The sequence below is a fragment of the Corallococcus sp. EGB genome, assembly GCF_019968905.1.
In the GTDB taxonomy this organism is placed as follows: Bacteria; Myxococcota; Myxococcia; order Myxococcales; family Myxococcaceae; genus Corallococcus.
Genome location: NZ_CP079946.1, coordinates 276966 through 299550 on the forward strand (window position 1 = coordinate 276966; position 22585 = coordinate 299550).

The window sequence follows — 22585 nt, forward strand, 5'->3', positions numbered from 1 at the left end:
GGGCGGAGCGCTGTGCGAACGCGCACGGCCCGCTGTCCCGCGGTGCCGCCCCCTGGAGCCGCGACTCGAGCCGTCGTTACACTTTTTCATGTCGAGTGGAAGCCACGGCCACGGCTTCGCGGGGAGGGCGCATGCGCACGGTGAAGGATGAACTGCTGCTCCGGGCGATGGATCATGCGTTGTCGGCGCGAACGGTGGAGGCGGTGGAAGCGCTGGCGGCGCTCTATCGGTTGCTGGACGCGGAGCGCATTCCCGAGGACGAGAACTACGCCGTGTTCGCCACCGCGCTGTCGCGCCGGTTGGAGGGGGCGACGGGGGCGCTGCATCCGTACCGGGCCTCGGAGGTGGACGGAGGCGCGCCGCAGATTGAGTTGTTCCGGCGCTTGATGAAGCACCTGCCGCTGGCCTCGGCGGCGGACGCGGTGGCGAACGCGCTGCTGGCGGACTTCCTGAGCGGGCACGCGGAGGCGACGCTGCTGGACGTGGGAATTGGCCAGGGGCGGCAGGAGTGCAACCTGCTGCGGGCGCTGGCGAGGGCGGGCGCGCTGCCCCGGCACCTGATGGTGGTGGGGGTGGACCCCGGCGGCGCGGCCCTGGTGGAGGCGCGCGACGCGGTGCTGGCGGTGGCGGAGGAGGTGGGGCTGTCGCTCGAGTTCGTGAAGCTGGAGTCGCCGGTGGAGGACCTGGACGCGGCGACGTGGGCGGCGCTGCGCTCGGTGCGCCGGCCGCTGGTGGTGAACGCGGCGTTCGCGCTGCACCACATCGCGGAGAGGGAGACGTCGGGAGTGGAGGCGCGCGACGCGGTGCTGGCGCGGCTGGCGTCGCTGGGGCCGGTGGGCATGGTGCTGTGCGAGCCCCACGTGGACCACCACCGCGCTCCAGCGCGTGAGCGATTGAAGAACGCATGGCACCACTTCTCCCGCGTGTTCCAGTTGCTGGATACGCTGGACGTGCCGGGCGCGGAGCGGCGCGCCATCAAGCGGTTCTTCGGCCGGGAGGTGGACGACATCGTGGGCACGGTGAACGACGCGGAGCGGTGCGAGCGCCATGAGCTGGCCTCGGCCTGGTGGGAGCGGTTGCAGCGCGCGGGCTTCGCGCCGCGAGGCGGGCTGGAGGCGGTGTGCCCCGGCGACGTGCATCCGGCGGTGGGGCTGCTCAAGGGGGACGCGGGCACGGTGGGCATCACCTTCCGGGGCGATGTGCTGGTGTCGGTGCTGGCGGCGGTGCCGGGGGAGGGCGCGTGAGCGAACTGGAGGCGTTGGCGCCGAAGGTCATCGCGAGCTGCCGGAAGGCCGACGTGCGGCTGGCATTGGCGGAGGCGTGTACGGGAGGCCTGATGATCGCGGCGCTGACGGAGGTGCCGGGGGCGTCGGCGGTGGTGGAGCGTGGGTTCGTGCCGTACTCGAACGAGTCGAAGGGTGAGCAGCTGGGCGTGCCGCTGGCGCTATTGCAGGCGCACGGGTCGGTGAGCGCGGAAGCGGTGGAGGCGATGGCGGCGGGGGCGCTGGAGCGTTCGTGGGCGGACTGGGCGGTGGCGGAGACGGGCATCGCGGGGCCTGGGGGCGGGACGGAGGCGAAGCCGGTGGGGCTGGTGTTCATCGCGGTACAGCGGCGGGGGAGGGGCGCGGTGGTGGAGCGTCACCAGTTCGAGGGGGACCGGCGCCAGGTGCGGCACGCCGCGGCGGCGCGGGGACTGGCCCTCCTTTTGGAGGAGCTGGGCGTGGAGTCCTGAATAGGGGACTCATCCTTCCGGACATTGGCGGGGGGATGCTCGATGCGAGAGAAGGTTTGACGCGGACTCACGAAGGGGGCCTCGATGTATCGAATCGACGTGGACCGAACGGAATCCATCGTGAGCTTCGCGCTGGAGGGCTACATCCGGCTGGAGGAGATGAAACGCTTCGTGGAGGACCTGCGCGCCGCGACGGATGAGGTGGCGGGGCAGGCCATCAAGATCGAAGCGGACCTGCGCACGTTCCGGCCGGCCTCGCCGGAGGCCGCGGACCTCATCCGGAGGGTGCAGGAGTATGGATTGCGCTCGGGGGTGACGCGGGTGGCGGAGCTGGTTCAGAACCAGATCGTCGCGTTGCAGCTGAACCGCGTGGCCTCGGGGAGCGGCACGGACAAGATCCTCCGGCGCTTCTGGCAGGAGTCCGCGGCGAGGACCTGGCTGAAGCACGGGGACGAGGAGCAGGGCGTGGCGCTGCAGGGCTGAAAGGTCCCGCACATGACAGCGCGCGGCCCGAGGCGCCATCCCTCGTCATCGTGAAGACGCTCCTGCCCCGGGAGCTCGGTCAGTCCGTGGTGTAGCCTTCGATACCAAGAGGCCGTCCATGTCGCTGCGCGGACTGTGCGTGCTGTGGGCGCTGTTGGTGACGGGCTGCGCGACGTCACGGACGTGGCGGTTGGACACGGGTGATGGCCGGGCGCGTGAGTACACACCGCGCACGGACACACGACCCGTGGCGCTGGATGGTGACACTTTCGAGGAGACAGTGCGGACGCTGGCGCGCCAAGCGCCAGCATCGGTGCATCCGAGGAGGGAGGCGCTTCGGCTGTTGAATCCCGGAGCGGACCGTCCGAGGGCATCGCTGGGTGTCGTTTCCGTGGTGGATCCGAAGCAGGGCCGCGTCCGGGCCGCGCAAGGGAGCACGGAACTGGAGGCTGCCTACGGACGCTGGTGCGTGCGCAAGCGGCTATCCGGAGACTGTCTCCACCTGCTGGACCAGGGACTGACGCTGAACGAGGAGGGCAAGCGGACGCTGGCCTTCCGCATCGCGTTGGACTCGGTGTGGGAGGAGACAGTCGAAGCCCTCAAGGGGATGGTGGACCCCGAGGCGATGGTGTCGCTGCTGGTGTCGACAGGAGCGGTGTACTTCAGCCTGTGGCTGGTGCCGGAGCCGCTGTTGTCGAAGGGCGTGGCAGCAACGCTGACGGTGGCGCTGATTGCGTACCTGGGCTGGGACACGGTGTGGAGTCTGATCCAGGGTTGGAGGGTGCTGGCGTCGGAGGTGAAGGACGCCCAGACGTTCGACGGCATCCGGAGCGCGGGAGAAAAGTACGGCGAGGTGATGGGCAAGCAAGCGGCACGGGCCTTCGTGATGCTGGCGATGGCCGCGCTGGGCGGCACGGCGCAAACGCTGGCGACGAGGGTCGCGACGCTGCCGGGTTCAGCACAGGCCGCGCTGGTGGGAGCGGAGCAAGGAGGCTTCCGGCTGGTGGCTGCGGCGGAGGTTTCTGCCGTCGCAGTGTCCGCGACTGGGGAAGTGACGATCGCGTTGGCGCCCAACGCGATGGCGATGGGCGCGAAGGGACCGAATGTTCCCGTGCCGGGTGAAGTCCGGGTGCATCACATCGCTACGAACAAGTGGTGGGAGGCGACGCACAACGGTGGTCCATGGTCTCCCAGGTTCCAGAAGCTCTTCGACCGCGCGGGAATGTCACTGGACGACGAAGTGAATACAGTTGGCGTCCGAGCCCATCAGGGTCCGCATCCTCGCGAGTACCATGAGACTGTCTACTCGAGATTGAGTGATGCCTTGGGAGACTGCAGTACCATCCAGTCATGCAGGGACGCGTTGGTGGGGGAACTCCAAGCCCTGGGTCGGCTGATCTCCAGACCGAACACCCGGCTCAACATTCTTGTCACCCAACCCTGACGCATAGGGAGATGGATTTCGATGCGGTACTTCGAGCTTCGCGACGACATGGAGTTGAGGGACCGCTGGTTGCCAGATGAGCCCACAGATGCCCAGGGGCAAGAGATCGATGACATCTGGCAGTTCAAGAGGGGTTGCCCGGTCCAAATCAACGAACGTCTACGGATCCCCATTGGTCATCCTGGGAAGGTCCTCGACTACGCCACGACGAGCGTCGGTGGTGCGCCCATCGTCCATAGGCGAGTCGCATGCGTGTTCACGGAGCTTGCTCCTGACGAGGTTCAGCTCATCCCGGTCGATGTCGACGGGCAGTCGGAGACCTTCTTCATCCTCGTCGCGACGCGCACCATCCGATGCATCGATGATCAGGAGTCAGCAGAGGTGCTGTATTGGCTGCCTGAAGACGGGCGGCCAGAGAAGACCGGGCGATACAGGTCCGTCATGGGCATGCGTATCGACACGACGAGAGTGGGCGATGCCAAGGTCTTCCGTCCCTGGGGCTGGAGTGTCGTGCTCATCGTCTCCGAGGATATCAAGGAGGCGCTGGAGCGCTCCGGCGCCACGGGGATGTCGTTCCGGGAAGTCACCGGCCCCAGCGAAGTCAGCCCCGAGGAACGCGCGCACAACCGCATGCTCGGCGAGCTCTACGAACGTTCCACGAAACCCCGTGAAGCCTTCTGGCACACGCTGGGCACCATGGATGACAACTTCGTCATCCCCATCGTCGTCGGTGGTGGTTGGCCGGCGCGAAGCGAAATCTGGCGAGTCATCCACCGGCCTGAAGGACGCACGCTCTTCGTGACGGACGGCCTCTCCAACTTCTTCGCGGACAAAGCCGAACCCTCCGTGGGCTTCGGCCTGGAACTCGCGCTCGAAACCGACGAGCCCGTGGCGAACGTGGCGAAGAGCTGGCAGCAGCTCCTCCTCGAACGCATCGCCAATGAACTCGTGGGCCACGAACACCTGCGCGAACCCGCGCGCACCGGCATCCTCTCCATGGAAATCGACGGAGAGCGCATGCCCGAACCCCTCCTGACGAAAGACGGCCGTGTCGCCGTGCTCCTGGGCATGGAAACCCCCACGCTCCCCACGCACTTCACGCTGCCGGACGGACAGGTCCGTCTGGTCACCGTGAAGACGCTCATGCCCCGGGAGCTCACGTACCTGCTGGAGCACGGCCGGGAAGAGCTGCTCCATCGCTTCAACCAGTCCAGTCCCGGCCACCTGTCCAAGGCCTGGCGCCAGCCCGTGGTGTAGCTACCCCATCCCCAGCATCAGCCACACCGCCAGTGCCCCATACAGCGGCACGTTGAGCGCCAGCGTCAGCCGGTTGATGCGCCGGAACCGCGCCTGCTCCGCGTCCGCGAACCACACGCCATCCTCGCCGGTGGTGCGCCCCTCCACGGCCTGGTGGAACAGCGCCGCATAGGCCACCTCCACCACCAGGGTCACCAGCACCAGGCCCACCAGCGCCAGCGCCCAGACATCGCGCCCGTCGAGCACCCCGGCCCACTTCTCCCCGGTGTACACGAGCCCCGCTCCCAGCAGCGCGATGCATCCCAGGTCATGGCCCACGCCATACGGTGGCCGCCAGTTGCGAGACACATAGAGCATGTAGAGCTCCGCGGCGCCGCGCAGCCACATGGACACCGCGAAGGCGCCCAACACGACGCGAGCCTCCATCGGCACGGCCGCATCCATCGCCACCAGCGGGCACACGAGGAACCAGAGGAACACCGCGTACAGCAGCCACGCCAGCTTCGGCCCGGAGATGCGACCCCCCCGGCCACCCTGTGCGTTCTGCCGGCGCCGGAACACCACCGCCGCGCTCGCGCACGCCACCAGCGCCACGACCAACGACACCCGCGTCATCGAAGTGAGCATCAGGAAGAACGAGGCCGGGGATAGTGGTGGGGAAACCGCTCGACGTACCACGCGCGAAGCCGGGGCAGGTGCGTGAGGGACACCTGCGGGTGCAGGTGATGCACCACATGCATCCCCACGTGCCGGGGCGCCAATCCCATCCAGCCCCACCACCCGAGCCCATGGTCGCGCGTGCACGCGAACACATCTTCCAGCGTCCGCCCCCGAGCGGGCGTGGCGGTGTGCTCCGCGAGCAGCCGATGCGCGTTGAACCCCGCCGCCACGAGCAACGGCACCCCGTACCCCCACAGCACCGCGGAGGGCCACCGCACCGCCAGCGCCAGCACGCCCAGGTGGAACAGCACCTGCCCCGCCTCCGCGCGAGCACACGCCGCCACCTCCGCGTCGCGTGAGAGCACGCGCCCGGACCGGTCCTGGAGGAACACGCGCGCATACGCCGTGCGCAGCGAAGGCAGCACCCACGCGCAGAGCCCCACCGGCCCGCGCAGCACCCAGCCGGGAATCACGCCCAGGAGCAACAGCCACCGCCACGCCGTGCGCAGCCGGCCTCCGTCCGGAGGCTTGCGGTATGGATCCGTGGGCAGCCCCGCGTCACGGTGATGGCGGAGGTGGTGGTAGCGCATCGCCGCCAGCGTGGACGCGATGGGATATCCCGCGACGGTCTCCAGCAGACACAGTCGCCATTCGCGCCTTCGCGAAGGCAGGTGGACCGCGTCATGAAGCAGGACGCCCAGGGCATGCAGCCGTCCCGCGACGGCGAGCACCGCCAGCGGCGCGAGCACCGGAGGCGCCCAAGCCATGACCGCCCACCCCACGGCCATCCCCGCCCACTCCACGGCCGCCAGCCGCAGCAGGCCTTCCGGGGTGGCGGGGACGAGCAGCTCGCGAGGCACCGCCGCGCGGCGAGGCAGGGAAGAGGACATCGTGTGCCAGGACTCCACGCATGGGCGCAAGACGCAAGTCCCGTGCGGATTGGACACCCGGAGACGGGCGCGGCACGCTCCGCGCGTGCATCGGGACGGTCAATCATGAGTGTGCATGTGCCAACGACGCCGGCCCTGGCGGGCACGCGCGTGGAGTGGGGCGGCTGGGTCTTCCCCCGCTGGAACGACCCGAGGCTGCCCTTCGCGGCGCTGCTCACGCTCTACGGTGTGCTGGGCTTCACCTTCTTCGGCTTCAACCGCAGCCCCGGGCAGATGGCCTTCCTGGTCATCTCCGGCACGCTGCTGGACGCGGTCCTGGGCTGGGTGCTCAAGCGGCGCAAGGAGCTGCCGCTCTCCGCGTACATCTCGTGCTGCTCGCTGGCGCTGCTGCTGAACTACTCGCACGCGAGCACGCTGTTGTGGCTGCCGGTGTGGCTGGCCATCGGCTCCAAGTACGTGCTGACCTTCCAGGGGCGCCACGTCTTCAACCCGTCGATGTTCGCGGTGGCCGTGTCGCTGCTCACCACGCGCGAGCTCATCACCGCCGCGCCCGCCTACCAGTGGGCCAACGGCGAGGTCGCGCTGTCGGCCTTCATCGTGATGGCGGCGCTGGTGCTGTTCTTCTTCCGGGTGGGGCGCGGCTGGCTGGTGATCAGCTTCCTGTCCTTCTACGCGCTCCAGACCGCGCTGCGCGCGTACATCCTCCGGCACCACCTGCCGCCGGAGGTGCTGTTCCTGGGCACGCTGGGCGCGCCGTCATTCTTCATCTTCGTCTTCTACATGCTGACGGATCCAGCGACGTCGCCGGCGACGCCGAAGGCCCAGGTGCTCGTGGCGCTGGCCATCACCTGCGTGGACCTGGTGCTGCACCTGAAGGAGAGCGTCTACACGTTCTTCTACGCGGCGCTCACCGTGGCCACCTGCCGCTTCGTGTTCATGCACGCGCGCGAGCTGTGGCGCACCCGGGGCGCGTCACCGCGCGCGTTGGGGACCCCGGACGTGCTCCGGCGCCTGGGCGTGGTGGGCGGACTCGGGGCGGTGCTGGGCACGGGCTACGCGGTGACGGCGGCGCAGGGGGAGCGCTCTGCGCCGCTCGCGTTCCACCTGGATGCGCAGGACGTCACGCAAGCGGGCCTGGGCTCGACGATGGGACACACGTTGGAGGAGCTGGATCCTCGCGTGGCCCACGTCGCCAAGTGGCTGGTCGCGGTGGGTGACGCGGTGGCCACCGGCGACTTCGATGGGGACGGCAGGCTGGACCTGTTCCTCACGCACCCGCTGGGCACGCCGGAGGACCACGCGGGCCTGTACCGCAACCTGGGCGGGATGCGCTTCGAGCGCGTCCCCGTGCCCGCGCTGGAGCGCTTCGCCACCCGCTACAAGGAAGAGGGCCTGGCCGGCGGCGGGACGTTCGTGGACTGGGATGGGGACGGGGACATGGACCTCGCGGTGGCGGTGGCCTTCGGGCCGGTGCGCCTGCTGCGCAACATGCTGCGCGAGACGGGCACGGCGACCTTCGAGGACGTGACGGAGGCCGCGGGTGTGACGGACCACGCGGTGAGCCTGGGGCTCACGTTCCTGGATTACGACCGCGATGGGCACCTGGACCTGCTGGTGCTCAACGCGATGACGACGCACCTGCCGGACTACCCGGAGCCCGCGCCGCCGCTCAACCTCTTCAAGCTGCCGCAGCCCGAATACGCGGGGGACCGCCGCATGCTGCGCTTCATGCACGACGGCTGGCACAACGCGAACAACGGCGGACGCAACGTGCTCTACCGGGGCCGGGGCGACGGCACGTTCGAGAAGCAGGACGCGGAGGCGCTGGGGCTGAAGGAGACGCACTGGTCGCTCGCGGTGAGCACGGTGGACCTGAACCAGGACGGGTGGACGGACCTGTACGTGGCCAACGACTTCGGACCGGACGACATCTACCTGAACGAGGGAGGCCGGCACTTCCGCCACGTGGTGGGGAAGCGCTTCGGGGAGATTGGCCGTGACACGTACAAGGGCATGAACGCGAGCGTGGCGGACTTCGACCGCAACGGCTGGTTGGACGTGTACGTGTCCAACGTGCACCACTCGCTCCAGGCGGAGGGCAGCCTGTTGTGGATGGTAGGCCCGGGCGAGGATCCCTTCGTGCCCCGCTTCCAGGACGAGGCCACCTTCCGGGGCGCGTTGAACGAGCGCCGCTTTGGTTGGGGGGCCGCGGCGGGAGACCTGGACGACGACGGGTGGCCGGACCTGGTGCAGGCCAACGGCATGGTGGACGCGCGCCTGGACGCGCCGAAGTGGCGCATCCCGGAGGGACAGCGCAACGACTACTGGTACGTGAATCACAAGTTGATGCAGTCCGGCCCGGAGGTGCACACGTACGCGGACAAGTGGGGCGACATCCGGGGCCGCGTGCTCTATCCGAACGAGGCGCGCCGCGTGTACCTCAACCTGGGCGACGCGCGTCCGGGGCACTTCGTAGACGTGGCGAAGGAGGTAGGCATCGAGGCGCCGGACAACTCGCGAGGCGTGTTGATGGCGGACCTGGATGACGATGGCGACCTGGACGTGCTCATCACCAACCAGCACGCGCCGGTGTCGCTGTATCGCAACACCCTGCGAGCCAGCGCGACGGACGCGAAGCAGGACGCGCACTTCGTGGGCCTGTCGCTGGTGGGAGACGGTCAGCGCACGCACCGGAGCGCGGTAGGCACGCGCGTGGTGGTGTCCTACGAGGAGAACGGTCAGCGCGTGGAGCAGGTGCGCGAGGTGGGGCTGATGGGAGGCTTCTCCGCGTCGGCGGATCCTCGGCTGCACTTCGGTCTGGGCCGTCACGCGGGGCCGGTGAAGGCGGTCATCCACTGGTATGGCGCGGAGCCGCAGGAGGTGACGCTGGAGGCGGACCGCTACCAGGAGGTGCGCCAGCCGCCCGCGCCCACCGCGCTGCGGGGAGGGCCCTGAGCCGATGCTCTCCGCGATGAAGGGCACCACGGTGCGGCGCGAGGACCTGGACGCCGACACCCGGGCGCGGATGCTCGCGCTGATGCAGTGCTGCTACGTGGGCGTGAGCGCCGAGCGCTTCCACGCGGACCTGGACGCGAAGCAGTGGGTGTTCCTGCTGCACGCCCGGCGTACGCGCGAACTGGTGGGGTTCAGCACGGTGCGGGTGGCGGAGGAGGACGGGGTGGAGGTGCTGTACTCGGGCGACACGGTCATCCATCCGGACTGGTGGGGCCACAAGACGTTGCAGGTGGTGTTCGGGCGGTTGCTGCTCGCGCGCAAGCTGCGCCGGCCATGGCGGCCGCTGTACTGGTTGCTGCTGTCGGGCGGGTACAAGACGTACCTGCTGGCGGTGAACTACTTCCCGCGCACGCACCCGCGCAGGGACTGGCTGCCGCCGGAAGGACGCTCGGAGTTCTTGCGAGCACTGGCGACGCGGTGGTTCGGCGCGCAGTACGACGCGGCGAAGGGCACGCTGCGCTTCGACGGTGCGCACTACCGGGTGCGGGACGGCGTCTCGCCCATCGACCGGGACGCGGCGGCCCATCCGCACATCGCCTACTTCGCCGAGCGCAATCCGGGCCACGCCGAGGGTGAGGAGCTGGTGTGCCTGGTGGAGATAAGGGGCTGGGACCTGGCGAGGGCCCTGGCACGAAGCATCTGGGGCCAGCTGCGCCGCTGGGCCCGCAGGGATCGGAATGCCTCGCGGATCCGCGTGGGGACGTGACGTGCTGACCTCACGAGGGCTGCTGACCGCCATGCTGGCTGCGCTGACGCCGTCCGCGCTGCGCTTCCGCCACGCGTTGCGGGAGCCGGAGGTCGCGCAGGCGGAATGCCTCACGCGCATCCTCCGCGCCGTGGAGGGCACGGCACAGGCAAGCCGGGTGCCCCACTTCGACCGCATCCACACGGCGAGGGAGTTCCAGGACGCGGTGCCCATCACCACGCCGGACTCAGTGGCGGAGGACGTGGAGCGCATCGCGAACGGAGCAGCGCGAGTCCTCACCCGAGAACCCATGTTGCGCTTCGAGCTGTCCGGTGGTTCCTCGGGCGCGTCCAAGCGGGTTCCGGTGACACAGGGCCTGCTCCGTGAGTTCCAGCGAGCACTCGCGCCCATGCTGCACGAGGTGTTCCTGCGCCGGCCCGCGGTGCGCGAGGGCCCCAGCTACTGGTCCATCTCTCCACTGGGGCGCAGGCAGCACCGGACCGCGGGCGGCATCCCGGTGGGCTCGGCGGAGGACAGCGCGTGGTTCCCGCGTCCGTTGCAGCCGCTGCTCGCGCGCGTCTTCGCCGTGCCGGGCGCGGTGGGGCAGGCGCCACACGTTGAGCCGTGCCGCTACGTGACGCTGTGGTACCTCGTGCGGTGTTCAAACCTGTCGTTGATCAGCGTCTGGAACCCCAGCTTCCTCACGCTGCTGATGGACGCACTGGAGCGGCACGGCAACCAGCTCGCGGAGGACCTGGAGCGAGGCACGCTGCGGCCTCCCGAACACGACGCGGACGGTGCGCCCGTGGGCACCGACCCCAAGTGGACAGCGCTCGTGCAGGGGCTCCAGGGCGTGCGTGATCTCCCAAGAGCCCAGGTGCTGCGCGCCGCCTTGCGCGACGGACTGTCCTCCGCACGCACGCTGTGGCCAGGGCTCGCGCTGTTGAGCATGTGGACGGACGCCCAGGCCGCGCACGCCATGGCTGGCGCATGCCGCCGCTTCCCGGGCGTCGAGGTCCAGGGCAAGGGCCTGCTCGCCACGGAGGGTGTCATTACGCTGCCCCTCTTCGAGGCACCCGCGCCGGTGCTCGCGGTCCGCAGCCACTTCATTGAATTCATGGAGCCAGAGCGTCCAGAGGCGCGGCCTCTCCTGGCGCACGAGCTGACGAAGGGCCGTACCTACGCGGTACTCCTCTCCACGTCCGGCGGACTGCTGCGCTACCGGCTGGGGGACCTCGTGCGCGTGGAAGGCTTCGTGCACGCGACGCCCTGCTTGCGATTCCTCGGCCGAGCGGATGCCGTGTCGGATCTCGTGGGCGAGAAGCTCTCCGCCGCGCGAGTCAGCACGGTGTTGGATACAGCGCTGGGCCCCAGGCGTCCCATGTTCGCCATGCTCGCGCCGGAGTGGGGGACCCCACCGGCCTACCGCCTGTTCCTGGAGACAGACCTGCCCACGAGCCAGATGGACGCAATGGCCGCGAACGTGGATCGAGCCCTGTGTGAAGGCCACCACTACCGCTACGCACGGGAGCTGGGACAGCTCGGGCCGGTCCGCGCGGTGCGAGTGACCCAAGGGGCCCGGCGCTACGAAGCCCGATGCATCCAACTGGGCCAGCGTGCGGGCGACATCAAGCCCGTGGAGCTGCACCGTCAGCCCGGCTGGACGGAATGGTTCGCGAGAGGGACGTCATGAGTCGCAGTGAAGTGCGCGCGGTGGACCTGGACGCGGAGGCGGACCTCGCCCGCTGCGGCGCGCTGAAGGACTTCTGGTACGTGGCGTGTCTCTCCACGGAGCTGCCCGCGAACAAGCCCATCGCGCGCACCGTGTTCGGCACGGGGCTGGTCCTCTTCCGAGGGCCGGATGGCGCCCCCACCGCGCTGCGCGACCGCTGCCTCCACCGCAACGCGCGTCTGTCCCAGGGCGACATGTTCGACGGACGGCTCGGCTGTCCGTATCACGGCTGGGTCTACGACGCGTCCGGCGCGGTGGTGGAGATCCCAGCGCTCGGTCCGCCGCAACGGGGAGAGAAGCTGGACGCGAACGCCTGCGCGCACGAAGGGCTCAAGCCCGCGCCCTGTGAACTGGGCCGGCTCGCACGCTTCCCCACTCGGGAGCAGGACGGACTCGTCTACGTCTACCTGGGCGGGGACGTGACGCATGCACGCGCTGAGCCCTTCCGGGTCCCCTCCTGGAACGAGCGCGGCTGGACCGTCTACTTCATGGTGACGCGCTTCGCGAACGGGGTGACGAACCTGGTGGAGAACTTCATGGACGTGCCGCACACGTCCTTCGTGCACCGGGGCTGGTTCCGCAATCCCACGCGCAAGCGTGTTCCCTCCACGGTGAAGCGCCACGCGGGCCGCGTGCGGATGACCTACCACCAGGAAGAAGACGCGCTCACCGGACTGGGGCGGCTGTTCAACCCGCGCGGCCTGCCACTCGTGCACACGGATGAGTTCATCGTCCCCAACGTCACGCGCGTGGACTACCAGTGGGGCGACAGCGGCTTCGCCATCAACTCCCAGTGCACGCCCATCGGGCCCACGGACACGCTCGTCTACACGGCCATCAGCTACCGTCTGCCCTTGGACGTGCCCGGTGCGTGGGTGGGCCGGGCGCTGACGCCGCTGGTGCGCTGGTACACCCGGCAGGTCATCCAGCAGGACGTCCGCATCATGGAGACGCAGCGCCAGGGACTGACGGATGGCCCCGGTGGCGGCGTGTACTCGGGCACGGAGGCCGACCTGCACCACGCGGACATCGAGGCCTACCGCCGCTGGCTTCGTGAGGGCGCGCACGGGCCCGGCCCCGAGGACGCGGAGCGCGACGTGGTCTTCTGGGTCTAGGGAAGACCCCTCTCAGCCCATGCGTCGCAGGCCCGGCAGGTCCTCCGGACGGAGCACCCAGCGCGGCGGCTCCGGCGGCGACGTGCGCGTGCCCACCTGCGCCGCGGGGAAGCCCTCCACGAGCGCGTAGTCCGGGAACACCGCGCGCGCCTTCACCAGGCTGCCGGCCGCCACGTGGCAGCCCTTCCCCAGGTGACTGCCCTCGCAGAGGATGGCGCCCGGCTCCACCACCGTGCCCGCCCCCAGGTTGCACGCGTGCAGCACGCAGCCCGGGCCCACCACCACGCCCTCTTCCAGCACCAGCATCGTGTCCGGCTGCAGGTGCAGCACCGTGTTCTCGAGAATCTGCACCCGCGCGCCAATGCGCACCGGACCGTTCAGGTCGCCCGTGATCTTCACGCCCGCCCCGATGATGGCGCCCGCGCCGATGACCACGTCGCCGGACACCTCCGCGGAGGAGAAGAGGGTGGCGGTGGGGTGGACGAAGGGGTGACGGTCACGAAAGGCGTACAGCTGTCCCATGGGGGCATCCTCGGCGCGGTCGCGCGCGGAGAAAGGAGTCAGTGGCGCGGCGGGGAGCGACAGGTCACCGCCCCAGCGCTGTTGCAGGTGGGCCAGGTCCTCGGTGGAGAGCATCCGCAGGACCTGACCCGGCCGGCCCAGCACCACGGATTGATCCGGCACCGTCATGCCAGGCGGCAGCACCGAGCCCTCGCCCACCAGGCAGCGATCACCCAGCGTCGCGCCCGGCATCAGGATGGCGCCGTCGCCGATGTCGCACAGCGACCCCACGCGCGCGCCCATCACGAGCGAGCGTCGACCCAGCAAGGTCTTCTCGCCAATGGACGTGGGGCGCTCGGGGGTGCCCATGACCACCGCGTCCTCACGCAGGGTGGAGAAGGCTCCCAACATCACGGAGCCTCCCACCGAGCGCACGACGGCGCCGCGGGAGATGATGGCTCCGGGGCCCACTTGCGTGGTGCCCAGCAGTCGCGCGGACGAAGCCAGGGTGAAATGAGGACCCACCGCGGTGGGCTGAAAGGAAGCGGTCGCGGGTGAGGGACTCATTGGGATGCAGCAAGCTACTCCTGGCCCTCCCAAGGGCATGTTGTACGAAGGCGCGACCACGCCGTCCGACAGCCGACGCTCGCTCGCTGTCCCGGCGAGGGTGGGTGTCGCACCTTCAGATGTCAGGAGTCGGGGCCAGGGGACGTAAGAGCCCGCGTCGCTGGGCGCCACGTGTGGGCGTTTTGCGGTAGGAAGTCCCCTCGCTCTCGAAAGGCCGCACCCCGTGGAAGAGACACCCCTGGCGGACCGGAACACCCAGGTCCCCGCGCCCGTGGACAAGGGACCGTGGACGCTGGTGAAGGAGGCGCTGCACGGCACGGAACAGGACCTGACACGGCTGCCGCTCGGGCGGGCCATCTTCCTGCTGGCCGTGCCCATGGTGTTGGAGATGTGCATGGAGTCGGTGTTCGCCGTGGTGGACGTCGCCTTCGTCGGCCGGTTGGGCGCGGAGGCGGTGGCCACGGTGGGCCTCACCGAATCCATCCTCGTGCTCATCTACGCGGCCGGCATGGGCCTGAGCATCGGCGCCACGGCGATGGTGGCCCGCCGCATCGGGGAGAAGGACACGGAGCGGGCGGGGCGCACGGCGGTGCAGGCGATTGGGTTGGGCGTGGTCATCTCCACGGTGCTGGCCGTGGCGGGCATCGTCTTCGCGCGGCCGTTGCTGGCGGCGCTCGGAGGCTCGCCGTGGGTGCTGGAGCACGGCGTGGGCTACACGCGCGTGATGATGGGCGGCGTGGTGAGCATCCTGCTGCTCTTCCTCATCAACGCCATCTTCCGGGGGGCGGGTGACGCGGCCATCGCGATGCGCGTGCTGATGCTGGCCAACGGGCTCAACATCGTGCTCGCGCCGTGCCTCATCTTCGGCTGGGGGCCGTTCCCGGAGCTGGGCGTGGTGGGCGCGGCGTGGGCCACCACGCTGGGCCGGAGCGCGGGCGTCGTGTACCAGCTCTTCCGGTTGGCGCGCGCGAACGGCCGGCTCCAGGTGCGGCGCGAGCACCTGGCCCTGGAGCCCGCGACGATGCTCGCGATGTTGCGGCTGTCGAGCGCGGGCATGGTGCAGGCGCTGGTGAGCACGTCCAGCTGGGTGGTGCTGGTGCGCATCGTGTCGTCGTTCGGCAGCACGGCGCTGGCGGGCTACACCATCGCCATCCGCATCACGATGTTCGCGCTGATGCCCGCGTGGGGCCTGGGCAACGCGGCGTCCACGCTGCTGGGGCAGAGCATGGGCGCGGGAGACCCGGACCGGGGCGCGAAGGCGGTGTGGCTGGCGGGCAGGTACAACCTGATGGTGCTGGGCGCCATCGGCGTGGGCTTCTTCATCTTCGCGCATCCCTTGCTGGGGGCGTTCACGACGGATCCGGCGGTGGTGGACGCGGGGGCCACGGCGCTGCGCATCTTCAGCTTGAGCTTCCTGTCATGCGCGTACGGCATGGTCATCACCTCCGCGTTCAACGGCGCGGGGGACACGCGCACGCCCACGCTCATCGACCTGGGGTGTCTCTGGGTGCTGGAGCTGCCGCTGGCGTGGGTGCTGTCCCATCCAGTGGGGCTGGGCGTGGTGGGCGCGTACTGGTCGGTGCCCGTGGCCTTCGCGGTGATGTCCGTGCTGGGCATCGTCCTGTTCCGGCGCGGGCGCTGGAAGACGCGCGTGGTGTGAGCGTCAGGGCAGGCAGATTTCAAAGCCGGTGCGTCCCCCGGGGAAGGTCCTCGGGGGGCGCGAGGCGGGCGTGACGGCGTAGAGGTGGAAGTCCAGGCGCCGCTGGAGGAAGCCGTCGAAGGCGGAGGCCAGCGCGTCCCCGGAGTCCCGCTGCACGGTGAAGAAGTGGAAGCCCTGGCCGTGGAACGCGGCGTAGACGGCGTCGAGCAGCGCCCGCAGCACGGCGGGGTCCTCGGAAGGGATGCTGGTGTTGCAGAGGTAGAAGTAGCGGAAGTCGCCGCCGGGCGCGGGCAGGCGGGGCGCGCCGGTGACGGTGGCGAGCGCGTTGAAGCCCCGGCGCACCCACTTCATGGCGCCCCGGTACGCGAGCACGCGGTAGCGCTTCACGGCGTCGGGGTTCCACGCGGAGGTGCAGCCGACGAGCTGTCCGGCGGGGTCGAACGCGAGGAATGAATCCTCCACGCGAAGGCCGGGCCAGTGCGCGAACCGGTGCTCCAGCTCCCCGGTGTCGAAGCGGTAGCCGAAGGGGCGCGAGCGGTGATCCGCGTCCAGCAGCGCGGCCATGGCGGGCACGTCCTCGGCGGTGGCGCGGCGCACGGTGAAGCGGCTGGGGCGCGGCTTGCGGCGCAGGACGAACTGGAGCGAGACGGCGGAGAATGCGCGCAGCAGGTGGTAGTGCGGCTGCGCTTCCCGAGCCGCGCCCCGGCGCACCAGGGCCTGGAGCGCGGCGGCGTTGGAGGCCATGACGGCGGTGAGGAACACGTCCACGCCGTGGCGGCGGGAGGTCTCCTCCAGCACGGGGCCATAGAACCGGGCGAGGCCGCGAGCGCGGCGCGCGGAGAAGCGGGTGCGCAGGTCGCCCAGGTAGCCCACGCGGCACGGTGCGCCGTCCAGCCAGCCGTCGCGCACGTGGATGGCGCCCATGCCGTCCAGGCGGGACGGTCCGCCGTGGGCCCAGACTTCGGCCTCGCCGCGCTGCATGGCGAAGAGGCCGAAGTAGTCCGGCGACCGCTGCGTGCTGAGCACCAGGTCCCCGGTCATGGGCACGTCCCCGAACAGGTCCAGCAGCGCGGCGTTGTCGTCCCGGGTGGCTCGGCGGAGGGGGCTCATGGGGGCCGTGCGGCAGCGTATCCGACGCCGGAGTGGACTTCCGCCCCGGCCTCCCGTGCGCCACATTGCGGGCCTTCACACGCCGCACGGGGAGGACGTCATGGGGCTGTTGGGGTGGATCATCTTCGGCTTCTTCGCGGGGCTCATCGCCCGGGCCGTGCTGCCGGGGAACCAGCGCCTGGGCTGCATCGGCACCACGCTCCTGGGCATCGCCGGCGCCTTCGTGGGCGGCTTCCTCACGTCCGTCTGGCGGGGCACCAACTGGCGCGACCCGGAACCCACCGGGTTCTTCGGCGCCATCCTGGGGGCCATCGTCCTGCTCCTCGTGGCCCAGGCGGCCTTCGGCGGACGCTCCCGGTAGCGCTCCAACCGCCGGGAATCCGGGGCCTTGTCGCGGGTTTCGACGCCCGGCGGCCGGTTGTCCTACCTGCATGGACCCCCTTCCGGGGAAAGCACGGTTCCCAAGAGGATGCCGGGCACTTTCTGTAGTACACCGCGCCCCCAGGCATGCAGCGGGGGGCGGTCGGCCGCCGCTGAAGCCAAAGGAAAGGCGACGACATCATGATGAAGAAGACGATCCTGATCGCGGCGATGCTGAGCCTCACGGCCTGCCAGGGCCAGGGCGCGAAGCCGGGCGAGACCTCCGCCACCGGCAGCTCTACGGCGGGCACCGCCGGCGCTCCGCAGACCGAAGAGCAGAAGACGCTGTACGCGCTGGGCCTGTCCATCGGCCGCAGCATCAGCGTGTTCGACATGACCCCGCAGGAGCTGGAGTTCGTGAAGGCCGGCCTCACCGCCCAGGTCACCGGCCAGAAGTCCGACGTGGACCTGGAGACCTACGGCCCCAAGCTCCAGGACCTCGCGCGCGAGCGGTCGCTGCGCAAGGCCAACGCGGAGAAGGAGAAGTCCAAGGCGTTCCTGGAGGAGAAGGCCAAGGAGCCCGGCGCGGTGAAGACCGAGTCCGGCCTCATCTACAAGGAGACCCAGGCGGGCACGGGTCCCCAGCCCCAGGCCACCGACATCGTGAAGGTGCACTACAAGGGCACGCTCGCGGACGGCAAGGAGTTCGACTCGTCCTACAAGCGCGGTGAGCCCACGCAGTTCCCGCTCCAGGGCGTCATCAAGTGCTGGACCGAGGGCCTCCAGAAGATGAAGGTCGGCGGCAAGGCGCAGCTCGTGTGCCCCTCCGACATCGCCTACGGCGACCGCGGCGCGCCCCCGAACATCCCCGGCGGCGCCGCCCTGGTGTTCGACGTGGAGCTGCTCGAGATCGTGAAGCCCCCCGAGGCGCCCCCGGGCATGCCCGGCGGCATGGGCGCTCCTCCGGCCCCTGGCGCGAAGCCGCAGGCCCCCGGCGCGAAGACCCCGGCCGCCAAGCCGCCCCCGGCGACGAAGTAGTCACCGCCGCTCCCACGCGGGAGCGCTGATGAACGAGGGCCGGACGTGGGGGACTTCCCCTCGCGCCGGCCCTCTTCGCTTTTCAACGCGCTGGCGCCTCCGTCTCCACCGCGCTACGCCCGGAAGGCACGCGGAAGGCGGCCCGGATGAGCCCGGGCCCCGAAAGGACACGGACGATGAGGCCGGACATGAAGAGGCTCACGTGGGTGCTGGCGGCGGCGCTGATGATGACCGCCTGCGCGGCGGGCAGGCCGTCGGAGGTGTCGCGCACGCCCTCCGCCACGGGCGCCGTCTCCGAGGAGGAGTTCAAGGCCATGCACACCCTGCGCACGGACGCCGCCCCCGAGCGCAAGGGCCAGCAGGTGGAGCTGTCCGACGGCTCCAAGGCCTACCTGAGCCTGCCGCCCAACGCGAAGGGCCCCCTGCCCGGCATCATCGTCATCCACGAGTGGTGGGGCCTCAACGAGCACGTGCAGGCCTGGACGGACCGGCTGGCGGCCGAGGGCTACGCGGCGCTCGCGGTGGACCTCTACCACGGCAAGGTGGCCACCACGCCCGACGAGGCGCTCGCGCTGGTGAAGGCAGCGGACGACGACCAGGCCACGAAGACGCTGCTGGCCGCGCACGCGTTCCTCAAGGGCGACCCGCGCATCCAGGCCCCGCGCACCGGCAGCATCGGCTGGTGCTTCGGCGGCGGCTGGTCGCTGCGCGCCGCCATGGCCATCCCGGAGCTGAGCGCCGCGGTCCTCTACTACGGCTCCCCGGTGACGGATCCGCAGGAGCTGTCCACCATCAAGGCGCAGGTGCTGGGCATCTTCGGGACCAAGGACAAGTCCATCCCGCAGGAGACGGTGCAGGCCTTCGAGAAGGCCCTGGACGAGGCCGGCGTGCGCAGCCGCATCGTGGAGTACGACGCGGACCACGCCTTCGCCAACCCGTCCGGCGCCCGCTACGACGCGCGCGCCGCCGCGTCCGCCTGGGCGGAGACGTCCGCGTTCCTCGCGCGCACCCTCAAGCGCTGAAGACGCACGGGGCCGGCGGCCCTCAGTACGGCCGCTGGCCCACGTAGTTGCCGGGGGGCGCGTAGTTGCACACCCAGAAGTCCCACGTGGAGCCGTTCACGTTGCAGCGCTGCACGCCGCAGCCCAGGCGGCGCGTGTTGCGCCACACCACCTGCGTGTAGTGGCCACATTGCGCGCCCGTCTTGCAGGTGTTCTTCGCGTAGTCGTAGTCGGCCACCTCGGCCACCCAGGCCTTGGTCACCACGCCCTTCGTGTCCCAGTAGCCCGGAGTGGCCCACGCGATGTTCTCCCCGGCGTTCCCCCGGCCCGGGTTGTGGTCGAGCGCGCAGGTCTCCGCCCACTTCTGGGCGACCTCCGCCACGCTGGGGTCCCACGTGAGCGGCTCCAGCGCGGGTGACGGTGTGGGCATCGCGGCGGCGCGGGCGGCGTTGTGGGCCTCCAGCATGTCCCGGGCGAACTGCGTCAATTCCACGGTCCCCGCGTCGGTGCCGGTGCCCCCGTCCTCCTGGATGCCCGCGTCCACGGTCGTGTCGTCCGTGTCCCCGCCCGGGATGCAGGCGAGCAGGAGGAAGGGGCTGAGCAGTCCAATGGACGACAGGGAGCGGAGGCGGGAGGGGCGTCGCATGGGAGGGATTATCCGCGCGCGGGTGGGTGTGCGGGCAAGCGGACAGGAGGGCAGCCGGGATGGGGAGCGGTGGGGGGCCCGTGATAGGGTCGGGGTCCGGTCAGGAGGGGCGACATGAGCCAGGACGAAACCCGCGCGAGGAAGATCCAGACAGCTCTCGAAGGGAACGATGAGTTCAGTACCTTTTCCGTCGACCCGGACCTCAAGAAGCTGAAGATGAAGCTGGACCTCCAGTCGGAGGCGCAGCAGCAGGCCGGCCGCCCGGAGACCGCCCCCACGTCGGGCATGTTCATGCGGCTGTTCCACAAGATGTTCCGGGGTTGAGCACGATGGCGATGGAGTCCTACCGCGCGCAGTGGGAGCGCTCGCGGGCGTATCTGGAGACAGGGGACCTGGGGCTCGCGCTTCAGGAGCTGCGGGACGCGCTGACGCTGGCGCCGGACGACGCGGTCCTCTGGGAGGAGATCTTCAACCTGTCGCTGCTCGGAGGGCTCACGCAGAACGCCCTGGCCGCGGCGCTGCGGCTGCGCCAGCTGGCGCCGGAGAACCCCAACTTCATCGGCCTGCACGCGATGGCCGCGCTGCTCTCCGGCAAGCTGGCGGAGGCCCTGCCCCTCTTCGAGGAGGTCCTCCAGCGCGACCCCGAATCGGTGGAGGCCCGGCGGCAGCTCGCGCGGGCGCTGGACGTCGCGGGCCAGCACGGCCGGGTGCGCACGCTGCTGGAGGAGGCCGTCGCCAGGGAGCCCACGGACACGGGCGCGCCCAACGACCTGGCGGTGCACTACCTGGAGCATGTGCCCCAGGAGGGCCCAGGGCTCGCCGCGCGCGTGCTCGCCCCGGTGCTGGAGGCGCACCCGGAGGACCCCACCACGCACTTCAACCTGGCGCTGGCGCTGCGCCTGGGCGAGCCCGCCAGGGCCCGCCACCACGCGGAGCAGGTCCTCCAGGGGGATGACAAGGAGCTGCGCGCGAAGGCCCAGCAGCTGCTGGGGATGCTCCCCGCTTGAGCCGTCAGTCCGCGCCGGGGACCCCCGTCCCCGGCGCCATGGATTTCAAGAGACAGACCCTGAAGACCCCCGGCGCCGTGTCCTCCCTGTGCTGGAGCGGCGACGCGCTCGTGGACCCGGTGGGTGGGCTGGTGCGCTACCACCTGGACGGCACCCTCTCCGACCCGCATGTGCGTTACGCCTACCGCTTCGACCGCGCGGTGATGTCCCCGGACGGCCGGTTCAGCGTGCTGTACGAATCGCTGGGGACGGCGGGGCTGCTGCTCGATGGCACGCATGTGGTGCGGCAGCTGACGCGCGACTTCTACCACGCGGACACCCACGACTATCCCGTGGCCCTGCACACGCTCCCCAGCGGACGCACGCTGCTCGCGCACTGCCCGGAGTCGTACTGCGTGCTGGAGCTGGAGGACGCCGCCACCGGCGAGCGCCTCACGAAGCGCGACAACACCCCGATGGACATCTTCCACTCGCGGCTCCAGTTCAGCCCGGACGGGCGCTACCTGGCGAGCGCGGGTTGGATCTGGCACCCGGTGGACGCGGCGTCGGTGTTCGATGTGCCCCGCGCGCTGGAGGAGCCCGCATCGCTGGACCGCGCCGCGCTGATGGACGGCGTGGAGAACGGCATCTTCCTCCTGTCCGTGGCCTTCGGCGCGAAGGACGCGCTCGTCTTCGTCCGGATTGAAGAGTCCCGCGACGACGCCACCTTCTTCCTGGGCACGTACTCGCTGACGGAGAAGAAGGTGCTGGCGGAGGTGGAGCTGGAGGAGCCCGCGGGCCCGCTGATGGTCGTGGACGCGGAGCACGTGGTGGACTTCTTCGTCCACCCGAAGCTCGTGTCGCGCTCCACCGGCCGCGTCGTGCAGCGCTGGGAGGACCTGGACACGGGGAAGGCGCTGGGCAGCATGCGCAGCCACCTGCCCCCTCCGCCGCCCTTCGCCATGGACCCCGCGAACCGCCGCTTCGCCGTGGGGACGGCGAACGGCATCGAGGTCATCACGCTCGCGGCTCAGTAGGGCTTCTCGCCCACCCAGTTGCCCGGCGGCGCGTAGTTGCACACCCAGAGCTGCCACGTCTTCACGTCCGCGCCGAAGGGCGAGTTCTTCGTGCACAGCCGCGTCGCGCAGCCCACCGCCTTCGTGGTGCGCCACACCACCTGCGTGTAGTGGCCGCACATCTTCCCGGCCCTGCACTTGCCGGACGCGTAATCGTAGTCGGAGGCCTCGTCCGCCCAGCCCTTCACCACCTGCGCGGTGGTCCAGGTGTCCGGCGTCGCGGCGGCCAGGTTCTCACCGAAGCCGCCCCGGTCCGGGTTGTGCTCGAAGCGGCACTCCTTCGCGTAGGCCTCCGCCTTGCGCGCCGCCTCGTCGGACCAGGTGAGCGCGGGCAGCGCCGGCTTCGGCGTGGGACGCGAGGCCTTCGCCCGCGCCTCGTTGTGCGCGGCCACCATGTCGCGCTTCAGCTCCGCGGCGGACGGCACCGGCTTGCGAGCACCCTCGCGAGGCACGGGCGTGGCCTCGGCGGCCTTGCGCGCGACGGCGGTGGTCGCGGCCTTCTTCGTGGAAGCGGAGACGGGGCGCTGCGCGCTCGCGCTGGAGCCACAGCCGAGCAACGGGGTCAGCAGCGCCACGGCGAGCCCGCGACAGAACACAGGAGGAGCCATGCGCCGAATCATTCCGCAC

The 22585-nt window shown here is 70.3% G+C and carries 22 protein-coding genes; 16 read left to right on the top strand and 6 right to left on the bottom strand.

The features are described 5' to 3' along the window. The first annotated feature begins 131 nt into the window (after positions 1-131). From KYK13_RS01205 to KYK13_RS01225, 5 genes are all read left to right on the top strand, one after another. A complete protein-coding gene (locus KYK13_RS01205) occupies positions 132-1244 on the top strand; it encodes a GRAS family protein (protein ID WP_223641137.1) in 1113 nt (370 codons plus the stop codon). After that, a complete protein-coding gene (locus tag KYK13_RS01210) occupies positions 1241-1732 on the top strand; it encodes a CinA family protein (protein WP_223641139.1) in 492 nt (163 codons plus the stop codon). Before KYK13_RS01205 ends, KYK13_RS01210 begins: the two co-directional genes overlap by 4 nt. Positions 1733-1831: 99 nt before the next feature. Then, the gene (locus KYK13_RS01215; RefSeq protein WP_223641141.1) at positions 1832-2215 is read left to right on the top strand and encodes an STAS/SEC14 domain-containing protein; all 384 of its coding nucleotides are present in this window, start codon (positions 1832-1834) and stop codon (positions 2213-2215) included. A gap of 247 nt (positions 2216-2462) precedes the next feature. Then, positions 2463-3659 carry an AHH domain-containing protein gene (locus KYK13_RS01220; protein WP_223641143.1) on the top strand — a complete coding sequence of 399 codons (1197 nt, stop codon included), beginning with the start codon at positions 2463-2465 and terminating at the stop codon, positions 3657-3659. 21 nt (positions 3660-3680) lie between these two features. Beyond that, the gene (locus KYK13_RS01225; RefSeq protein ID WP_223641145.1) at positions 3681-4916 is read left to right on the top strand and encodes an imm11 family protein; all 1236 of its coding nucleotides are present in this window, start codon (positions 3681-3683) and stop codon (positions 4914-4916) included. Here KYK13_RS01225 and KYK13_RS01230 read toward each other — a convergent pair whose 3' ends face one another. Together KYK13_RS01230 and KYK13_RS01235 are read right to left on the bottom strand one after the other, a co-directional pair. Then, positions 4917-5543: a hypothetical protein gene (locus KYK13_RS01230; RefSeq protein ID WP_223641148.1), complete on the bottom strand. Its 627-nt coding sequence runs from the start codon at positions 5541-5543 to the stop codon at positions 4917-4919. Beyond that, a complete protein-coding gene (locus KYK13_RS01235) occupies positions 5543-6466 on the bottom strand; it encodes a fatty acid desaturase (protein WP_223641151.1) in 924 nt (307 codons plus the stop codon). The genes KYK13_RS01230 and KYK13_RS01235 overlap by 1 nt, the downstream gene beginning before the upstream one ends. Positions 6467-6571: 105 nt before the next feature. Between KYK13_RS01235 and KYK13_RS01240 the strand changes: the two genes are divergently transcribed. The 4 genes from KYK13_RS01240 to KYK13_RS01255 are packed head-to-tail and all read left to right on the top strand — an operon-like array spanning position 6572 to position 13013. Further along, positions 6572-9421, top strand: a complete 2850-nt coding sequence (locus tag KYK13_RS01240; RefSeq protein ID WP_223641154.1) for an FG-GAP-like repeat-containing protein — start codon at positions 6572-6574, stop codon at positions 9419-9421. A 4-nt stretch (positions 9422-9425) separates the two neighbouring features. Then, the gene (locus KYK13_RS01245) at positions 9426-10187 is read left to right on the top strand and encodes a hypothetical protein (RefSeq protein ID WP_223641157.1); all 762 of its coding nucleotides are present in this window, start codon (positions 9426-9428) and stop codon (positions 10185-10187) included. 31 nt (positions 10188-10218) lie between these two features. After that, positions 10219-11859, top strand: a complete 1641-nt coding sequence (locus KYK13_RS01250) for a GH3 auxin-responsive promoter family protein (RefSeq protein WP_370645397.1) — start codon at positions 10219-10221, stop codon at positions 11857-11859. Next, positions 11856-13013, top strand: coding sequence for an aromatic ring-hydroxylating dioxygenase subunit alpha (locus KYK13_RS01255; RefSeq protein WP_223641163.1), 1158 nt, complete (start codon positions 11856-11858; stop codon positions 13011-13013). Before KYK13_RS01250 ends, KYK13_RS01255 begins: the two co-directional genes overlap by 4 nt. Before the next feature lie 12 nt (positions 13014-13025). On the opposite strand, the gene KYK13_RS01260 is transcribed toward KYK13_RS01255, so the two are convergent. Then, positions 13026-14039 carry a DapH/DapD/GlmU-related protein gene (locus KYK13_RS01260; protein WP_223641166.1) on the bottom strand — a complete coding sequence of 338 codons (1014 nt, stop codon included), beginning with the start codon at positions 14037-14039 and terminating at the stop codon, positions 13026-13028. A gap of 265 nt (positions 14040-14304) precedes the next feature. Here KYK13_RS01260 and KYK13_RS01265 point away from each other — a divergent pair, with 265 nt between their 5' ends. After that, positions 14305-15741: an MATE family efflux transporter gene (locus KYK13_RS01265; RefSeq protein ID WP_223641169.1), complete on the top strand. Its 1437-nt coding sequence runs from the start codon at positions 14305-14307 to the stop codon at positions 15739-15741. Positions 15742-15744: 3 nt separating this feature from the next. On the opposite strand, the gene KYK13_RS01270 is transcribed toward KYK13_RS01265, so the two are convergent. Then, complete coding sequence (locus KYK13_RS01270) at positions 15745-16851, bottom strand: GNAT family N-acetyltransferase (protein WP_223641172.1); 1107 nt, start codon at positions 16849-16851, stop codon at positions 15745-15747. Between the two features lie 100 nt (positions 16852-16951). Between KYK13_RS01270 and KYK13_RS01275 the strand changes: the two genes are divergently transcribed. From KYK13_RS01275 to KYK13_RS01285, 3 genes are all read left to right on the top strand, one after another. Further along, positions 16952-17212, top strand: a complete 261-nt coding sequence (locus KYK13_RS01275; protein WP_223641175.1) for a GlsB/YeaQ/YmgE family stress response membrane protein — start codon at positions 16952-16954, stop codon at positions 17210-17212. A gap of 203 nt (positions 17213-17415) precedes the next feature. After that, the gene (locus KYK13_RS01280) at positions 17416-18249 is read left to right on the top strand and encodes an FKBP-type peptidyl-prolyl cis-trans isomerase (RefSeq protein WP_223646457.1); all 834 of its coding nucleotides are present in this window, start codon (positions 17416-17418) and stop codon (positions 18247-18249) included. Positions 18250-18437: 188 nt separating this feature from the next. Continuing rightward, complete coding sequence (locus KYK13_RS01285; protein ID WP_223641178.1) at positions 18438-19271, top strand: dienelactone hydrolase family protein; 834 nt, start codon at positions 18438-18440, stop codon at positions 19269-19271. A gap of 22 nt (positions 19272-19293) precedes the next feature. Here the strand turns inward: KYK13_RS01285 and KYK13_RS01290 are convergent, their stop codons facing one another. Next, positions 19294-19896 carry a CAP domain-containing protein gene (locus KYK13_RS01290; RefSeq protein WP_223641180.1) on the bottom strand — a complete coding sequence of 201 codons (603 nt, stop codon included), beginning with the start codon at positions 19894-19896 and terminating at the stop codon, positions 19294-19296. Between the two features lie 114 nt (positions 19897-20010). On the opposite strand from KYK13_RS01290, the gene KYK13_RS01295 reads away from it, so the two are divergent. The 3 genes from KYK13_RS01295 to KYK13_RS01305 all read left to right on the top strand — a co-directional run bounded on the left by KYK13_RS01295 (position 20011) and on the right by KYK13_RS01305 (position 21919). After that, positions 20011-20220, top strand: a complete 210-nt coding sequence (locus KYK13_RS01295; RefSeq protein ID WP_223641183.1) for a hypothetical protein — start codon at positions 20011-20013, stop codon at positions 20218-20220. Positions 20221-20225: 5 nt separating this feature from the next. Beyond that, positions 20226-20903, top strand: a complete 678-nt coding sequence (locus KYK13_RS01300) for a lipopolysaccharide assembly protein LapB (protein WP_223646459.1) — start codon at positions 20226-20228, stop codon at positions 20901-20903. Between the two features lie 77 nt (positions 20904-20980). Next, a complete protein-coding gene (locus tag KYK13_RS01305; RefSeq protein ID WP_223641185.1) occupies positions 20981-21919 on the top strand; it encodes a hypothetical protein in 939 nt (312 codons plus the stop codon). On the opposite strand, the gene KYK13_RS01310 is transcribed toward KYK13_RS01305, so the two are convergent. Further along, complete coding sequence (locus KYK13_RS01310; protein ID WP_223641188.1) at positions 21913-22566, bottom strand: CAP domain-containing protein; 654 nt, start codon at positions 22564-22566, stop codon at positions 21913-21915. The two genes, KYK13_RS01305 and KYK13_RS01310, sit on opposite strands and share 7 nt — an antisense overlap. Between the last annotated feature and the right edge of the window lie 19 nt (positions 22567-22585).

What these genes read in the sequence shown, in the direction of transcription:
- KYK13_RS01290 (WP_223641180.1), bottom strand. Translation starts at nt 19,896, where the DNA reads ATGCGACGCCCCTCCCGCCTCCGCTCCCTGTCGTCCATTGGACTGCTC.
- KYK13_RS01205 (WP_223641137.1), top strand. Translation starts at nt 132, where the DNA reads ATGCGCACGGTGAAGGATGAACTGCTGCTCCGGGCGATGGATCATGCG.
- KYK13_RS01225 (WP_223641145.1), top strand. Translation starts at nt 3,681, where the DNA reads ATGCGGTACTTCGAGCTTCGCGACGACATGGAGTTGAGGGACCGCTGG.
- KYK13_RS01235 (WP_223641151.1), bottom strand. Translation starts at nt 6,466, where the DNA reads ATGTCCTCTTCCCTGCCTCGCCGCGCGGCGGTGCCTCGCGAGCTGCTC.
- KYK13_RS01310 (WP_223641188.1), bottom strand. Translation starts at nt 22,566, where the DNA reads ATGGCTCCTCCTGTGTTCTGTCGCGGGCTCGCCGTGGCGCTGCTGACC.
- KYK13_RS01230 (WP_223641148.1), bottom strand. Translation starts at nt 5,543, where the DNA reads ATGCTCACTTCGATGACGCGGGTGTCGTTGGTCGTGGCGCTGGTGGCG.
- KYK13_RS01280 (WP_223646457.1), top strand. Translation starts at nt 17,416, where the DNA reads ATGAAGAAGACGATCCTGATCGCGGCGATGCTGAGCCTCACGGCCTGC.
- KYK13_RS01300 (WP_223646459.1), top strand. Translation starts at nt 20,226, where the DNA reads ATGGCGATGGAGTCCTACCGCGCGCAGTGGGAGCGCTCGCGGGCGTAT.
- KYK13_RS01245 (WP_223641157.1), top strand. Translation starts at nt 9,426, where the DNA reads ATGCTCTCCGCGATGAAGGGCACCACGGTGCGGCGCGAGGACCTGGAC.
- KYK13_RS01285 (WP_223641178.1), top strand. Translation starts at nt 18,438, where the DNA reads ATGAAGAGGCTCACGTGGGTGCTGGCGGCGGCGCTGATGATGACCGCC.
- KYK13_RS01250 (WP_370645397.1), top strand. Translation starts at nt 10,219, where the DNA reads ATGCTGGCTGCGCTGACGCCGTCCGCGCTGCGCTTCCGCCACGCGTTG.
- KYK13_RS01270 (WP_223641172.1), bottom strand. Translation starts at nt 16,851, where the DNA reads ATGAGCCCCCTCCGCCGAGCCACCCGGGACGACAACGCCGCGCTGCTG.
- KYK13_RS01240 (WP_223641154.1), top strand. Translation starts at nt 6,572, where the DNA reads ATGAGTGTGCATGTGCCAACGACGCCGGCCCTGGCGGGCACGCGCGTG.
- KYK13_RS01255 (WP_223641163.1), top strand. Translation starts at nt 11,856, where the DNA reads ATGAGTCGCAGTGAAGTGCGCGCGGTGGACCTGGACGCGGAGGCGGAC.
- KYK13_RS01275 (WP_223641175.1), top strand. Translation starts at nt 16,952, where the DNA reads ATGGGGCTGTTGGGGTGGATCATCTTCGGCTTCTTCGCGGGGCTCATC.
- KYK13_RS01295 (WP_223641183.1), top strand. Translation starts at nt 20,011, where the DNA reads ATGAGCCAGGACGAAACCCGCGCGAGGAAGATCCAGACAGCTCTCGAA.